Genomic DNA, 15374 nt, shown 5'->3' with positions numbered 1-15374 from the left:
CACGCTCTTACCTTCAACGCGTCGTACTTCGTACGTCATATATGAGACGCGATATGCGAGATCCGAGATCGATGTCCGCGATCGATGCCCGGCTCCCGTGATCCGAGACGTGAGACCGGAGAGGCGCGCATGACCTCTGTGCCCACCCCGATCCCCTCCCGCACGCAGTTCGTGCTGGAGGGGATCAAACACCGCATCCTCACCGGGCAGTTGACCCCGGGGCAGGCCCTGGTCGAGACCGACCTCGCCGCACAGTTCGGAGTGTCGAAGACACCCGTGCGCGAGGCGCTCAAGACCCTGGCCGGCACCGGACTCGTCGTGATGAACCAGTACAAGGGCGTCACGGTGCGCATGGTGGACGCGGACATGGCGCGCGAGGTGTACGACGTACGGCTGCTCCTCGAACCCGAGGCGCTGCGCCGGGCGGTGCGCCGCGGAGCCTCCCTCGACGCCGCCCGGGACGCCCTCACCCGCGCCGACGACGCCGCCGACGCTGCCGAACGATCCCTGGCCAACCGGGAGTTCCACCGCGCCCTGTACGTGCCCTGCGGCAACCCGCTGCTCGCCCGGATGCTCGACGAGGTGCGCGACCAGGCGGCCCTCGTCTCGGCGGTCGCCTGGGCGGCCGATCCCTCCTGGGAGCGCGAGGCGAACGAGCACCGGGAGATCCTGCGGCTCGCTCTCGGCGGTGACGCCGACGGCGCGGCCGGAGCGCTGCACGCGCACATCGCGTCGTTCGTGCAACGGGCCTTCCCCCAGGGCCAGGAAGGGGACGGACAGGAATGACAGCGACGTTCGAGACCCAGCGGGCGGCCCTCGCCGAGGTCGTGGCGATCCCGGTGACCCCGTTCGCCGAGGACGGCACCATCGACCGGGACACCCATCGGGCCCTGCTGCGCCGGCTGATCGACGGCGGCGTCCGCACCCTCACCCCCAACGGCAACACCGGCGAGTTCTACGCACTCACCCCCGAAGAGCGGCAGCTCGTCACCGAGTTGACCATCGAGGAGGCCGGCGACCGGTCGGTCGTCCTCGTCGGCGTCGGGCACGACGTGCCGACCGCCGTCGCCTCGGCGCGGCACGCCCGTACGCTCGGCGCACCGATGGTGATGGTCCATCAGCCCGTGCACCCCTACGTCTCGGAGAGCGGCTGGGTCGACTACCACCGGGCCATCGCCGAGGCCGTGCCCGAGCTGGGTGTCGTGCCGTACATCCGTAACCCGGGGCTCGCGGGTGCGCGGCTCGCCGAACTCGCGGACGCCTGTCCGAACGTCATCGGCGTGAAGTACGCCGTTCCCGACGCCGCGCGCTTCGCGTCCTTCGCGCGGGACGCCGGGCTCGAACGGTTCGTCTGGGTGGCCGGACTCGCCGAGCCGTACGCTCCCTCGTACTTCTCGGCCGGCGCCACCGGCTTCACCTCGGGCCTGGTGAACGTCGCTCCGGCCGTCTCGCTGAACATGATCGAAGCGCTCCGGTCAGGCGACTACCCGGCCGCGATGAAGGTCTGGGAGCAGATCCGCCGCTTCGAGGAGCTGCGTGCCGCGAACGCCTCCGCGAACAACGTCACCGTGGTCAAGGAAGCCCTGTCCTCGCTCGGCCTGTGCCGCCGCGACGTTCGCCCGCCGAGCAGGCCGCTGCCCGCGAGCGAGCGTTCCGAGGTCGCCGCGATAGCCGCCGGTTGGTCCCTGTGAAGCGGCCCGAGGACCTCCGAAGCCATCAGTGGTACGGCACCGACGGGCTGCGTTCGTTCAGCCACCGGGCCCGGACCCGGCAGCTCGGCTACCTCCCCGAGGAGCACCTGGGCAAGCCGGTCGTCGCGATCCTCAACACCTGGTCCGACATCAACCCCTGCCATGTGCACCTGCGCGACCGCGCGCAGGCAGTGAAGCGGGGCGTGTGGCAGGCTGGCGGATTCCCCCTCGAATTCCCGGTGTCCACGCTGAGCGAGACCTTCCAGAAGCCGACCCCGATGCTTTACCGCAACCTGCTCGCGATGGAGACCGAGGAACTGCTGCGGTCGTATCCGGTCGACGGGGCCGTGCTGATGGGCGGCTGCGACAAGACCACGCCCGCGCTGCTCATGGGGGCCGCCTCGGTCGATCTGCCGACCGTCTTCGTACCCGCCGGGCCGATGCTCCCGGGCCACTGGCGCAATGAAGTCCTCGGCTCCGGCACCGACATGTGGAAGTACTGGGACGACAAGCGCGCCGGTCTCATCGGGGACTGCGAGATGACCGAGCTGGAGAGCGGGCTCGCCCGGTCGCCGGGGCACTGCATGACGATGGGCACCGCGTCCACGCTGACGGCCGCCGCCGAGGCGCTCGGCGTCACCGTGCCCGGCGCGTCGAGCATCCCCGCCGTCGACTCCGGACACGACCGGATGGCCGCCGCGGCAGGGCTCAGGATCGTCGAACTGGTCCACAAGGACCGGACGTTGTCCGACATCCTCACCGCGGAGGCCTTCGCTGACGCCGTGACGACGGTGCTCGGTCTGGGCGGTTCGACGAACGCCGTGATCCATCTGATCGCCATGGCCGGACGGGCCGGTGTCACCCTGACGCTCGACGACTTCGACCGGATCGCCCGGACGGTGCCGGTGCTCGCCAACGTACGGCCCGGTGGACGGACGTACCTCATGGAGGACTTCCACTTCGCCGGCGGCCTGCCCGGGTTCCTGTCGCGGATCACCGATCTGCTGCACCTGGACCGGCCCACGGTGTCCCACGACAGCATGCGCGAGCAACTGGCGACCGCCCGGGTGCACAACGACGACGTCATCCGCACCCGGGAGAACCCGGTCGCGGCCGAGGGCGGAGTGGCCGTCCTGCGCGGCAACCTCTGTCCCGACGGCGCCGTCATCAAGCACATCTCCGCCGAACCGCAGCTGCTCAAGCACACCGGTCCCGCGGTCGTCTTCGACGACTACCGGACGATGCAGCGGACCATCGACGACCCGTCGCTCGGCATCACCGCGGACAGCGTCCTCGTGCTGCGGGGCTCCGGTCCCAAGGGCGGCCCGGGCATGCCCGAGTACGGGATGCTGCCCATCCCCGACCACCTGCTGAAGCAGGGCGTCCGGGACATGGTGCGGATCTCCGACGCCCGGATGAGCGGCACCAGTTACGGCGCGTGCGTGCTGCACGTGGCGCCCGAGTCGTACGTCGGCGGCCCGCTCGCCCTCGTGCGGAGCGGCGACACGATCACCCTCGACGTCGAGGCACGGTCACTCCGACTCAACGTGGACGAAGCAGAGCTGGAGCGCAGGCGCGGCGAGTGGACTCCGCCGCCCGTCCGCTACGAGCGCGGCTACGGCGCGCTCTACAACGAACAGATCACCCAGGCAGACACCGGCTGCGACTTCGCGTTCCTTGCCCGGCCGGGCAAGGTGCAGGACCCGTACGCGGGCTGAACGACCCACGGCCGCACTCCACTTGGCTGGCTTTACGAACGACCGGCATCACGAACCATCGGTTTCACGAATGACCGGGCTTCACGAACCACCGGCAGGACGAACGGCCTGTATCCCGAACACCGTACGCGAAGCGCTTGACCTCTGCGCATCGAGCAAGCGCTTCCTACGGACCAGGCACGTGCTCCACGGCACCCGCTAGAACGGAGAACAGTCATGCCCCAAGCCGCAGCCGTGGCGAAACCGCCCGCGCCACCCCGGCGGCGCCGTGCTTCCGCGACCCCGCGCAGGCTTCCGTATCTACTGATCGCCCCGGCGGCGCTGCTGATGCTGGGCTTCATCGCCTACCCCGTCATCAGCGTCTTCTACTACAGCCTGCAGAACTACAACCCCACCAAGCCGTGGCGCAACGGCTACGCGGGCTTCGACAACTTCGTGCACGCCTTCACCGACGACCCGCAGTTCTGGGACACGCTGACCTTCAGCGCGAAGTGGGTCGTCGTCGAGGTGGGTCTCCAGCTGCTGTTCGGTCTGGCGCTCGCGCTGATCGTCAACCAGACCTTCGTCGGGCGGGCGGCCGGGCGCGCGCTGGTCTTCTCGCCGTGGGCCGTCTCCGGGGTCCTGACCTCGGCGATCTGGGTGCTGCTCTACAACTCCCAGACAGGAATCACCCGTTACCTCGCCGACGCGGGCATCGGCTCGTACGGGACCAGCTGGCTGTCGGACACCTCGACCGTCTTCTCGGCGGCCGTGGTCGCCGACCTGTGGCGCGGTGTCCCCTTCTTCGCGATCCTGATCCTCGCCGATCTCCAGTCCGTGTCCAAGGACCTCTACGAGGCCGCCGAGGTCGACGGGGCGAGCCGCTTCCGCCAGTTCCTGCACATCACGCTGCCGCACCTCAAGGACGCGATCATCCTCTCCACCCTGCTGCGCGCGGTGTGGGAGTTCAACAACGTCGACCTGCTCTACACGCTGACCGGCGGCGGACCCGCGGGCGAGACGACGACCCTCCCGCTCTACATCGCCAACACCAGTGTCGACGCCCACAACTTCGGCTACGCGTCGGCCCTGACCACGGTCGCGTTCGTGATTCTGCTGTTCTGCTCGATCGTCTATCTGCGGCTGAGCAAGTTCGGAGGCGGGGACAAGTGATCACCAAGGACGCCGAGACGATCGCTCCGGCCGCACCCGCCCCGCCGGCCGAGGAACCCCGCCCGCGCGAGCGGAGGAAGCGCCGTGCCTGGGACGAGGCCCCGCGCTGGCAGATCTACGTCCCCCTCGGCATCTACCTGCTCTTCACCCTGATCCCCTTCTACTGGATCCTGCTCTTCGCGCTGCGCCCGGCCGGGTCGACCTCGCTCGTGCCCTGGCCCATGACCTTCGAGCACTTCGACAAGGTGTGGACCGAGCGCAGTTTCGGGACCTACTTCCAGAACAGCGTGCTCATCGCCGTCGCCACCCTGGTGATGACCACCCTCGTTGCCCTCGCCGGCGGCTACGCGCTCGCCCGCTTCGACTTCAGGATCAAGCGCGGCTTCATGCTCGCGCTGCTCTGCTCGCAGTTCGTGCCGGGCGCGCTGCTCCTGGTCCCGCTCTTCCAGATCTTCGCCGAACTCCACATGATCAACTCGCTGGTCAGCGTCGTCATCGCCGAGACGGTGTTCCAGCTTCCGCTGTCGATGATCCTCATCAGCGGGTTCATCAGGAACGTTCCGTACACCCTGGAGGAGGCCGCCTGGGTGGACGGCTGCAACCGCTTCGACGCCTTCCGGATCGTCGTACTCCCGCTGCTGCGGCCCGGGTTGATCGCCGTCGGCTCCTTCGCCTTCGTGCACGCCTGGAACCACTTCCTGTTCGCCCTGATGTTCCTCAGCGACCAGAGCAAGCAGACCATCCCCGTCGGCCTCAACACCCTGCTGAGCTCCGACAGCGTCGACCTCGGCGCGCTCGCCGCGGGCGGCATCATCGCCGCCGTCCCCGTGGTCGTCGTCTTCGCCTTCATCCAGAAATGGCTGATCACCGGATTCAGCGCGGGGGCGGTGAAGGGATGATCCCCGCCTCGCACCAGAGCCGTGCCGGGCACGGAGCCGGTCCGCGGAACGCGCCCGCGGGCCACCCCGCGAACACGCCTCCCACCGGACTCCCGCTGCCCGTCGTCCTCGCGGGCGCCCGGGGCCACGGAGCCTGGCACCTGACCAACATCCGCCGTCTCCAGGACAAGGGCCTGGTGCGCCTCGTCGGCGTCTGCGAGCTGACCCCGCTGACCGCGCAGGAGCTGGGCGGGCAACACGTCGAGCAGTCCGCCGACTTCGGGGCCCTCCTCGACTCCACCGGCGCCGCGGTCGCGGTGATCTGCACTCCTATCCCCACGCACACCGACCTGGCGCTGATCGCCGCGTGCAGAGGCGTCCATCTGCTCCTGGAGAAGCCGCCCGCCCCCTCCTACGCCGAGTTCCGCCGGATGGCCGACGGGGTCGCGGCGGCCGGAGCGGTCTGCCAGATCGGCTTCCAGTCGCTCGGCTCGCACGCCGTGCGCGCCATCAGGAAGCTGATCGCCGAGGGCGGGCTCGGCCGGGTGACCGGCATCGGCGGCGCGGGGGCCTGGGCGCGCGACGAGGCGTACTACCGGCGCGCACCCTGGGCGGGAAAGCGCCGGCTGAACGGCGTGGACGTCGTCGACGGTGTCCTGACGAACCCGCTGGCCCACGTCGTCGCCACGGCCCTCGCGCTGGACGGCTCGACCCGCGCCGAGGACGTCACCGACATCCGGACCGAACTGCTGCGCGCCAACGACATCGAGTCCGACGACACCTCGTGCGTGCGGATCACGACCGCCGGGGGCCCGGTCACGGTCGCCGCGACGCTCTGCGCCGAACAGCCCGGTGAACCGTATGTCCTGGTGCACGGCACGGGCGGCCGGATCACCTTCTGGTACAAGCAGGACCGGGTGCTCGTACAGCGGACCGGGCACGGCCCCGAGGAGACCGAGTACGGCCGCACGGACCTGCTGGAGAACCTGGTCGGACATCTGACGGACGGCGCCGAACTCCTGGTCGCCCCCGAGTCGACGGGCGCCTTCATGAAGGTCGTCGAAGCGATCCGGCAGGCGCCCGACCCGATCGCGCTCCCCCCGGACGCCTGGGAAAGGCTCCCCGGCGAGAACCGCCGCGTCGTGCCCGGCATCGACGGATTCGTCGCGGCCGCCGCCGACACCCTCGCCCTCTACTCCGAGCTGGGCGCCTCCTGGGCGCTCCCGAACGAGGTGAGCACCGGATGAACCACGAGTCGCTGGTCCTCAGGGCCGGGGGCCGTCCCGTCGGCCGCTATGTGACCCGGCCCGCACTGCCGGCCAGGCTCTCCCCGCGCCCGTATCTGCACCCCGTCACCACCCTGGCCGGCACGCCCGTCACCGAGCTCAGCCCCGCCGACCACGCACACCACCTCGGCGTCGGTGTCGCCGTACCCGACGTCGAGGGGCACAACTTCTGGGGCGGTCGCACCTACGTCCGCGATCAGGGGCCGACCGACCTCGACAACCACGGCGCGCAGCGGCACTCCGCCTTCCAGCTCCGCGACCCGGACGGCTTCGTGGAGGAGCTGCGCTGGGTGGCCGCCGGCTCCGAGCTGCTGCGTGAACGCCGTACGGTCGCGGCCGTCGAACTCACCGACTCCGCCTGGGCGCTGGACTTCACGTTCTCCCTCACGAACGTCACCGAGCGCGGGCTCTCCCTCGGCAGCCCGGCCACCAACGGACGGCCGGGCGCGGCGTACGGCGGCTTCTTCTGGAGGGCCCGCAAGGAGGCGGGCGCCCCGCGCGTGTTCACCGCCGACGCCGAGGGCGAGGAGGCGGTGCACGCCCGCCCCGCCGACTGGCTCGCTCTCGCGGGCGCCGGCTGGACGCTCGTCTTCGCCGGGGCGACGGGGGAGACGCGCCGCGACCCGTGGTTCGTCCGGACCACCCAGTACCCGGGTGTCGGCTCCTCCGTCGCCCACGAGCACCGGATCGGGATCGAGGCGGGCGACACGCTCGTACGCCGGGTCGTCACCGTCGTCGCCGACGGCACCCTCGACCGGGCCGGGGCCGCGGCGCTGGTCCGCAAGGCGGTGAGTCCCTGATGGCCTTGCCCTCCGCCGACCTGGGTGACGGCACCTACCGCAACCCCGTCCTCGACGCCGACTGGTCCGACCCCGATCTGCTGCGCGTCGGCGACGACTTCTACCTCACCGCCTCCAGCTTCGGTCGTGCCCCCGGTCTGCCCCTGCTGCACTCCCGGGACCTGGTCAACTGGACGCTCGTCGGGCATGCCCTCCAACGCCTGGAACCCGCAGGCGAGTTCAGTCGTCCCCGGCCCGACTGCGGTGTGTGGGCACCCTCTCTGCGCCACCACGACGACCGCTTCTGGATCTTCTGGGGCGACCCCGACCACGGGATCTTCCAGGTCAACGCCCCCGAGATCAGGGGTCCTTGGACCCGGCCGCACCTGGTCAAGGAGGGCAAGGGACTCATCGATCCCTGCCCGCTGTGGGACGAGGAGACCGGCGAGGCGTATCTCGTGCACGCCTGGGCCAGGTCCCGTTCGGGAGTGAAGAACCGGCTCACCGGACACCGGATGCGCCCCGACGGCACCGGGCTGCTCGACGAGGGAAAGGTGATCGTCGACGCCGACCTGATTCCCGGCTGGTTCACCCTCGAAGGCCCCAAGGCCTACCGGCACGACGGCTGGTTCTGGATCTTCGCGCCCGCCGGGGGAGTCGAGACCGGCTGGCAGGGCGCCTTCCGCTCGCGCGGCTTCTTCGGGCCCTACGAGGAGCGGGTGGTCCTGGAACAGGGCGACACCCGGGTCAACGGCCCGCACCAGGGCGGCTGGGTGCGCACGGCGGCGGGCGAGGACTGGTTCGTCCACTTCCAGCAGCGCGGGCCCTACGGGCGGGTGGTCCACCTCCAGCCGATGCGCTGGGGCGATGGGGGTACCTCCCGCTCATGGGGGTCCCCCCGCTCGAGCGAAGCCGAGAGTGCGGGAGAAGCCGAGAGTGGGGGAGGCTGGCCGGTGCTCGGCGACCGGGGTGTCCCCGTCGCCGTACACCGGAAGCCGGATCTGCCGTCCCAGCCGCCGTCCGCGCCCGCCACCGACGACGACTTCCCCGGCGGCCGCTTCGGACGCCAGTGGCAGTGGACCGCCAACCCCCAGGACGGCTGGGCCACCCAGCACTCCGGCGACGGACTCCGGCTGAGCTGCGTCCGTACGGAGGACCCGCACGACCTGCGCGCGCTGCCCCATGTCCTCACCCAGCGGCTGCCGGGTGCCGCCGCGACCGTCCGGGTCGACCTGCGCCTCGACAGCGAGGAACCCGGGGCACGGGCCGGGCTCACGGTGCTCGGGGACGCGTTCAGCTGGATCGGGCTCCAGCGGGAGCCGGACGGATCGGTGCGGCTCGTGCACCGGTTCGCCGAGCCGGTCGCCGGGGGAGCACCCCCCGTGTCCCCGGAGCCGGGCGGGAGCGAGCGTGAGGCCGCTCCGGCACGGACCGCGCCCGAGGGCCGGGCCCGGCTGTGGATCGAGATCGGCGCGGGGGCCCGCTGCCGCTTCTCCTACGACGTCGGCGACGGCCGGCAGCCCTCGGGGCAGGTCTTCGCCGCGACCGGCTGGCGCTGGGTCGGCGCCCTGCTCGGTCTGTTCGCGCAGGCGCCGGCCGGCGGGGGCCACGCCGGCGCCGCCACGTTCACGCGTTTCCGTGTCACCGCGACCCGCTGAGGGTCGATTCCTGCCGTTCGTCCGCCTGTTGGGAGCCACAATGTCGCACCTCCGTAGCAAGCGCTTGCCGGATGTGGAGGGAAGGGCGCGTCCCTTCCGGAAGCAGCCGGGTGCCGATCTCCGAGGACACCTCACCGACCCCACAACCCCGTTGGATCCAGAAGAAGAGAGCCGACCAATGAAGATCAGCCCACAGAAGATCAGCCCACTGGGTACCGGTCCGGTCAGGACCGGCGCCCGTGGAGCCAGGCGCGCGGCCGTGGCCGTCGCCCTCGGTTCCGTGCTCGCGCTGACCGTCACCGCCTGCGGAGACGACGGCAGCGGCAGCGCGGGGGACAAGGGCACCGAGGGCTCCGGCAAGGGCGAGATCACCTTCTGGGACAACAACGGCGGTGTCCGCACCGACATCTGGAAGCAGATCATCGCCGACTTCGAGAAGAAGTACCCGGACATCAAGGTCAACTACGTCGGCATCCCGGCGGCGAGCGCCCAGTCCAAGTACGACACCGCCATCCAGGGCGGCGGCCTGCCCGACGTCGGCGGCGTGGGCACCGCGATGCTCGCCGAGGTCGCCGTCCAGGGAGCGCTGGAGCCGCTGGACAGCCGGGTCGAGAAGAGCTCGCTGAGCGGCAAGCTGAGCCAGAACCTGCTCGACGTCAGCCGGGCCGCGGGTGGCGGGGACACGCTGTACCAGGTGCCGACCTCCGCCAACAACGGCACGCTCTGGTACCGCACCGACCTGTTCAAGTCGGCGGGCCTGGATGAGCCGACCACCTGGTCGAAGTTCTACGACGCCGCCGACAAGCTCACCGACAAGGGCAAGAACAAGTTCGGCTTCACCATCCGCGGGGGCGAGGGCTCCATCGCCCCGGCGCTGGACGCGGCGTACGGGCAGACGGGGATCACCTCGTTCTGGAACGGCGACAAGACCACGGTCAACGACCCGAAGAACGTGGCGGCCCTGGAGAAGTACGTCGCCCTGTACAAGAAGGTCACCCCGTCCGCCGACGTCAACAACGACTTCACCAAGATGGTCGCGCAGTGGGACAGCGGCACCATCGGCATGCTGAACCACAACCTCGGCTCCTACCAGGACCACCTGAAGGCGCTGGGCGCCGGCAAGTTCCGCGGCGTCCCGAACCCCACGATGGACGACGGCACACGTGTACAGATCTCCAACCCGGTCGACGGGCTGAGCCTGTTCAAGTCCGGCAAGAACAAGGCGGCCGCCTGGAAGTTCATCGAGTTCGCGGTCTCGGCGGCGGAGAACTCCAAGTTCAACGAGTCCGCAGGCCAGGTGCCGGCGAACACCGACGCCGCCAAGGACGCGTGGATCCAGCAGGCCGAGCCGACCAAGCTCGCCGCCGAGGCGCTGAACGGCACCGGCACCAAGATCGTGCAGCTGCCGTACTACCTGCCCGACTGGAACACCATCTCCAAGGCCGACAACGAGCCGAACTTCCAGAAGGTGCTGCTCGGCAAGATGAGCGCCAAGGACTTCCTGGACACGCTGGCCGACCAGCTGAACAAGGCGCAGGCCGACTGGAAGGCCCACCACTAGGGGGTGTCCGGCGGATCAAGTCGGAGGAAACCTGCGGCGCCTGATCAGACCCCGCGTCTCCGGCATGATCCGCCGGACAGGCCCTAGTCCCCCTGGTCGAGCTGAACACGGGCGGTTCGGGGGCGCGTGGTCGTTCTGCGCCCCCGGACCGGTCGCGGCTGGTCGCGCCACGCGGCGGAGCCGCACGTCGATACCGTCCCGCACCGTTCACGCAGCGCTCCCATCGTCCCTGTTGAAAGGCACCCCCGTGTCTCTTAGCCGTAGACAGGTCGGCCTGGCGGCGGTCGCCGCCGTCCCCCTCACCGTCGCCGCGTCGGGCCTCGCGTCCGCCGGCCCGGACCGCCGGTCGCGCACCTTCCACATCGCCGGCGACTCCACCGCCGCCCAGAAGTACGCCGACGCCGCACCCGAGACCGGGTGGGGCATGGCGCTCCCGTTCTTCCTCCACGAGGACATCGTGGTCGCCAACCACGCCGTGAACGGCCGCAGTTCGAAGAGCTTCATCGACGAGGGGCGCCTCGCCGCGATCCTCGACGTGATCCGGCCCGGCGACCTCCTGCTCGTCCAGTTCGGGCACAACGACGAGAAGACCGCCGACCCGACGCGTTACACCGAGCCGTGGACCACGTTCCAGGACTGTCTGCGGCAGTACATCGAGGGAGCGCGGACCCGGGGTGCCCGGCCGGTGCTCGCCACCCCGGTCGAGCGCAGAAAGTTCGACGCGGACGGCAACGCGGTGCCGACCCACGGCGACTACCCGGTGTCGATGCGCGCGCTCGCCGCGGACGAGCACGTGGCGCTCCTCGACATCCAGGCCCTGTCCATCGCCCTGTGGCAGCGGCTCGGAGTCGAGGAGACGAAGAAGTACTTCAACTGGACCGCGACCGAACAGGACAACACGCACTTCAACCCGCCCGGCGCCATCGCCGTGGCCCGTCTCGTCGCGGCCGGACTGCTGCACCGCCGGGTGCTCTCGCCCCGGGACGTACGCCGTCTCGACGCCGAGATACCCGAGTCCTGGATCACCTGGCCCACCGCCTGAGCCCCTGAACCCCCTGAGCCCCTGAACCCCCTGAACCCCTTGAGTCTTTGAGTTCTTGAGCCGAAAGAGAGCCGCACCATGAACACACAGAAATGGCATGGGCATGCCACAGCGCTGTGCGCGACCGCCGCGCGGAGAGCGGGCGTGCTGATCGGCTGCACCGCCCTCGTCCTCGCCGTCACCGGCACCACCGCCCAGGCCCAGCCCCGCGAACTCGGCCGGCAGACGCTCGCCGCGGGCGACGGCTGGGCGTCCGACGGGACCGGCACCACCGGCGGCTCGGCCGCCGAGGCCGCCCAGGTCCACACCGTCACGACCTGGGCGGAGTTCAGGGCCGCGCTCGCCGCCGACGGCAGCGCACCGAAGATCATCAAGGTCAAGGGCACGATCGACGCCAACGCCGACGGCTGCGACTCCTTCGCGGCGCCCGGTTACGACTTCGACCGGTACCTCGCCGACTACGACCCCGCGGTGTGGGGCTACGACCAGGTGGTCAGCGGTGAGCAGGAGGATCTGCGCGCTGCCTCCGCCGCCAACCAGGACACCGCCATGAAGGCGTATGTCCCCGCCAACACCACCATCGTCGGCATCGGCCGCGACGCCGGCATCAAGGGCGCGAGCCTGCAGATCAAGGACGTCGACAACGTCATCGTCCGCAACCTCACCTTCGAGAGCCCCCTCGACTGCTTCCCGCAGTGGGACCCGACCGACGGCGACACCGGCAACTGGAACTCCGAGTACGACAGCGCGGTGGTCTACGGGGCCACGCATGTCTGGCTCGACCACAACACGTTCACGGACGGCGACCACCCGGACAGCTCGCTGCCGACCTACTACGGCCGGATCTTCGAGCAGCACGACGGCGAACTCGACATCGTCAAGGGCGCCGACCACGTGACCGCCTCCTGGAACGTCTTCGCCGACCACGACAAGACCATCCTGATCGGCAACAGCGACAGCGCGGCGACCGCCGCCGTGGACCGCGGCCACCTGAAGGTCACCCTCCATCACAACCTGTTCACCGGCCTCGTCGAGCGCGCACCGCGCGTCCGCTTCGGACAGGTGGACTCCTACAACAACCACTTCGTCGCCGACGCCACCTACTCGTACAGCTTCGGTATCGGCATGGAGTCCCAACTCGTCGCCGAGCACAACGCGTTCACGCTGTCCGACTCGGTCAGTGCCGCGAAGGTCCTGAAGAAGTGGAAGGAGGCGCCGCTGTCCGCAGCCGACAACTACGTCAACGGCGTACGGACCGATCTGATCGCCGTGCACAATGCCGAGATCCCCGCCGAGACGCTCCAGTCCGGAGCCGGATGGACACCGACCCTGCGGACGAAGGTCGACGCGCCGAGGGCCGTCCCCGACATCGTCGACCACCGCGCGGGCGCCGGAGAGATCTGCTGACCATGGCCGGACACCCCGTCAGCAGAAGGGCGTTCGTCGCCGCGAGCACCGGAGCCGCACTGGCTCTCGGGCTCGCGGCCCCCGCCCGCGCCACCGGGCGCCCGCCCTTCGGACGCCACGGTTCGCCGTCCGCACGGCTCGACGCGAGGACGCTGTACGTCCACCCCGGCGGCCTCGGCGACCACACCACCGTGCAGGCCGCCGTGACCGCGGCGACCGGCGCCGGATTCACCCTGGTCATCGCGCCCGGCGTGTACCGCGAGACGGTCTCGGTCGGCGCGGTCGACCCGGCGACCGGTCTGCCCGGCGCCGCGGGGTCCGAGATGACCTGGATCGGCGCCTCCGACGAGCCGCGCGATGTCGTCGTCGTGTACGACAACGCCAACGGCACACCCAAGCCCGACGGTTCGGGCACCTACGGCACCACCGGGTCCGCGACGACCACCGTGCGCACCGACGGGTTCACGGCCCGCTCGATCACGTTCGCCAACGACTGGCTGCGCGCCGACCATCCCGGGATCACCGGCACCCAGGCCGTGGCGATCAAGGTGCAGGGCGACCGCTCGGCGTTCCACCGGTGCCGGTTCCTCGGCCACCAGGACACGCTGTACGCCGACTCGATCGCCCTCGGCACCTTCGCCCGGCAGTACTACCGGGACTGCTGCATCGAGGGGGACGTGGACTTCGTCTTCGGGCGGGCGACGGCGGTCTTCGAGTCCTGCCACTTCCGCACCCTGAACCGGACGGACCTGGCCGGCGCCCCGTACGGCTTCGTCTTCGCGCCCTCCACGGCCGTCGCCGACCCGCGCGGATACCTGGTCACCCGCAGCCGGATCAGCAGCGCGGCACCGGACGCGTACTACAAGCTGGCCCGCCCCTGGGTGCCCGGCTCGGACACGACCGCCCGCCCCATGCTGACCGTCCGCGACACGCGTCTGGACGCCGGGACCGACGCGGTCGCGCCCTACGCCAACATGTCCGCCGCCTATCCGTGGCAGAACCAGCGCTTCGCCGAGTACCGCAACACGGGCCCCGGCGCGGTGATCAGCGTCCCGGAGAACCGGCCCCAGCTCACCGACGAGGAGGCCCGGTCGGCGACCCGTGAGGCGTACCTCGGTGACTGGACGCCGGGGAGGGGGTGCTGAGATGCGCAGGCGCACGCTCCTCGCCGGTGCCGTCGGGGGACTCACGACCCTCGGCGCCACCCCGGCCGCCGCCCACGGCCGCCGTGTCCTGCACGTGCGTCCCGGCGACTCGGTCCAAGCCGCCGTGGACGCGGTGGACGGCCCCGGGCAGACGATCGTCGTCCACCCGGGAACGTACCGCGAAGTGATCGACATCCCCGCCGGCAAAGGGGAGTTGACGCTCCGCGGTGCCACCCGTGACCCGCGGGACGCGGTCATCGTCTTCGACCGGGCGAACGGCACGCCGAAACCGGACGGCTCCGGCACCTACGGGACCGCGGGCTCCGCCACGCTCACCTCGGCGGCTCCCGGGCTGACCGTGCGCGGTCTGACGATCGCGAACGACTGGCTGCGGGCGGACCATCCGGAGATCACCGGCACGCAGGCGGTCGCGGCCTACGTCACCGGCGACCGCTCGTCCTTCGCGCGGGTGCGTCTGCTCGCTCACCAGGACACGCTGCTCGCGGACACCACGGACCTGGCCGCCTTCGACCGTCACCTCTACAGCGACTGCTACATCGAGGGCGACGTCGACTTCGTCTTCGGCCGGGCCACCGCGGTGTTCGAGCGCTGCCACTTCCACACCCTCGACCGGGATGTCGCCTTCAGACCCGAGGGCATGGTCTTCGCGCCGTCCACGGCCCGCGCGAACCCCCACGGCTTCCTGGCCGCCGGCTGCCGCGTCACCTCCGGCGCCGAGGACGCGGCGTACAAGATCGCCCGGCCCTGGGTCCCCTCGTACGAGACCACGGCGTGGCCCTCGCTCGTGGTCCGCGGGACGGAACTCGGGCCCGGTATCGACGCGGTGGCGCCCTACACGGACATGCGCGCGGCCTATCCGTGGCAGTCCATGCGCTTTCGCGAGTACCGCAACACCGGACCCGGAGCGGCGATCACCGTTCCGGAGAACCGTCCCCAGCTCACGGACACGGAGGCCGAACGGCACACCCGTGCCGCCTACCTCGGCGACTGGTGCCCGTGATGTCCCCCGTTCGATCCCCCAGCACGACGAAAGGAC

Annotated in this window: 13 protein-coding genes; all 13 read left to right on the top strand. The window is 70.5% G+C overall.

The features are described from left to right. The first annotated feature begins 129 nt into the window (after positions 1–129). The 13 genes from ABZX90_RS07970 (at position 130) to ABZX90_RS07910 (ending at position 15338) form a co-directional block, all read left to right on the top strand. Positions 130–786 carry a GntR family transcriptional regulator gene (locus tag ABZX90_RS07970; protein ID WP_355202470.1) on the top strand — a complete coding sequence of 219 codons (657 nt, stop codon included), beginning with the start codon at positions 130–132 and terminating at the stop codon, positions 784–786. Beyond that, the gene (locus ABZX90_RS07965; RefSeq protein ID WP_355202467.1) at positions 783–1691 is read left to right on the top strand and encodes a dihydrodipicolinate synthase family protein; all 909 of its coding nucleotides are present in this window, start codon (positions 783–785) and stop codon (positions 1689–1691) included. Before ABZX90_RS07970 ends, ABZX90_RS07965 begins: the two co-directional genes overlap by 4 nt. Continuing rightward, positions 1679–3409, top strand: a complete 1731-nt coding sequence (gene araD, locus ABZX90_RS07960; protein ID WP_355202464.1) for an L-arabinonate dehydratase — start codon at positions 1679–1681, stop codon at positions 3407–3409. Before ABZX90_RS07965 ends, araD begins: the two co-directional genes overlap by 13 nt. Positions 3410–3625: 216 nt before the next feature. After that, a complete protein-coding gene (locus ABZX90_RS07955; protein ID WP_351128131.1) occupies positions 3626–4561 on the top strand; it encodes a sugar ABC transporter permease in 936 nt (311 codons plus the stop codon). A gap of 20 nt (positions 4562–4581) precedes the next feature. Continuing rightward, a complete protein-coding gene (locus tag ABZX90_RS07950; RefSeq protein ID WP_355202908.1) occupies positions 4582–5460 on the top strand; it encodes a carbohydrate ABC transporter permease in 879 nt (292 codons plus the stop codon). Then, positions 5457–6686, top strand: a complete 1230-nt coding sequence (locus ABZX90_RS07945; RefSeq protein ID WP_355202460.1) for a Gfo/Idh/MocA family oxidoreductase — start codon at positions 5457–5459, stop codon at positions 6684–6686. Before ABZX90_RS07950 ends, ABZX90_RS07945 begins: the two co-directional genes overlap by 4 nt. Then, positions 6683–7525 (top strand): PmoA family protein, encoded by an 843-nt coding sequence (locus tag ABZX90_RS07940; protein ID WP_355202457.1) that lies wholly within the window; start codon positions 6683–6685, stop codon positions 7523–7525. Before ABZX90_RS07945 ends, ABZX90_RS07940 begins: the two co-directional genes overlap by 4 nt. Further along, positions 7525–9162, top strand: coding sequence for a family 43 glycosylhydrolase (locus ABZX90_RS07935; protein WP_355202454.1), 1638 nt, complete (start codon positions 7525–7527; stop codon positions 9160–9162). Before ABZX90_RS07940 ends, ABZX90_RS07935 begins: the two co-directional genes overlap by 1 nt. A 178-nt stretch (positions 9163–9340) precedes the next feature. Beyond that, positions 9341–10723 carry a sugar ABC transporter substrate-binding protein gene (locus ABZX90_RS07930; protein WP_351128123.1) on the top strand — a complete coding sequence of 461 codons (1383 nt, stop codon included), beginning with the start codon at positions 9341–9343 and terminating at the stop codon, positions 10721–10723. A 247-nt stretch (positions 10724–10970) separates the two neighbouring features. After that, a complete protein-coding gene (locus tag ABZX90_RS07925) occupies positions 10971–11765 on the top strand; it encodes a rhamnogalacturonan acetylesterase (RefSeq protein WP_355202452.1) in 795 nt (264 codons plus the stop codon). Positions 11766–11843: 78 nt separating this feature from the next. After that, positions 11844–13172, top strand: a complete 1329-nt coding sequence (locus ABZX90_RS07920; RefSeq protein ID WP_355202450.1) for a pectate lyase — start codon at positions 11844–11846, stop codon at positions 13170–13172. A gap of 2 nt (positions 13173–13174) precedes the next feature. Next, positions 13175–14317 (top strand): pectinesterase family protein, encoded by a 1143-nt coding sequence (locus ABZX90_RS07915; RefSeq protein WP_355202447.1) that lies wholly within the window; start codon positions 13175–13177, stop codon positions 14315–14317. 1 nt (position 14318) lies between these two features. Next, on the top strand, positions 14319–15338 hold the full coding sequence (locus ABZX90_RS07910) for a pectinesterase family protein (RefSeq protein WP_355202444.1): 1020 nt from the start codon (positions 14319–14321) through the stop codon (positions 15336–15338). Positions 15339–15374 lie beyond the last annotated feature (36 nt).

This window comes from Streptomyces sp. NPDC002935, from assembly GCF_040611295.1.
Classification (GTDB): domain Bacteria; phylum Actinomycetota; class Actinomycetes; order Streptomycetales; family Streptomycetaceae; genus Streptomyces.
Note: the sequence above shows the minus strand (reverse complement) of the source record. Positions and strands in the feature narration are given on the sequence as shown.

Coding starts and splice junctions, on each gene's coding strand:
- ABZX90_RS07955 (WP_351128131.1), top strand. CDS start 3,626: ATGCCCCAAGCCGCAGCCGTGGCGAAACCGCCCGCGCCACCCCGGCGG.
- ABZX90_RS07910 (WP_355202444.1), top strand. CDS start 14,319: ATGCGCAGGCGCACGCTCCTCGCCGGTGCCGTCGGGGGACTCACGACC.
- ABZX90_RS07965 (WP_355202467.1), top strand. CDS start 783: ATGACAGCGACGTTCGAGACCCAGCGGGCGGCCCTCGCCGAGGTCGTG.
- ABZX90_RS07945 (WP_355202460.1), top strand. CDS start 5,457: ATGATCCCCGCCTCGCACCAGAGCCGTGCCGGGCACGGAGCCGGTCCG.
- ABZX90_RS07920 (WP_355202450.1), top strand. CDS start 11,844: ATGAACACACAGAAATGGCATGGGCATGCCACAGCGCTGTGCGCGACC.
- ABZX90_RS07930 (WP_351128123.1), top strand. CDS start 9,341: ATGAAGATCAGCCCACAGAAGATCAGCCCACTGGGTACCGGTCCGGTC.
- ABZX90_RS07970 (WP_355202470.1), top strand. CDS start 130: ATGACCTCTGTGCCCACCCCGATCCCCTCCCGCACGCAGTTCGTGCTG.
- ABZX90_RS07940 (WP_355202457.1), top strand. CDS start 6,683: ATGAACCACGAGTCGCTGGTCCTCAGGGCCGGGGGCCGTCCCGTCGGC.
- ABZX90_RS07915 (WP_355202447.1), top strand. CDS start 13,175: ATGGCCGGACACCCCGTCAGCAGAAGGGCGTTCGTCGCCGCGAGCACC.
- ABZX90_RS07935 (WP_355202454.1), top strand. CDS start 7,525: ATGGCCTTGCCCTCCGCCGACCTGGGTGACGGCACCTACCGCAACCCC.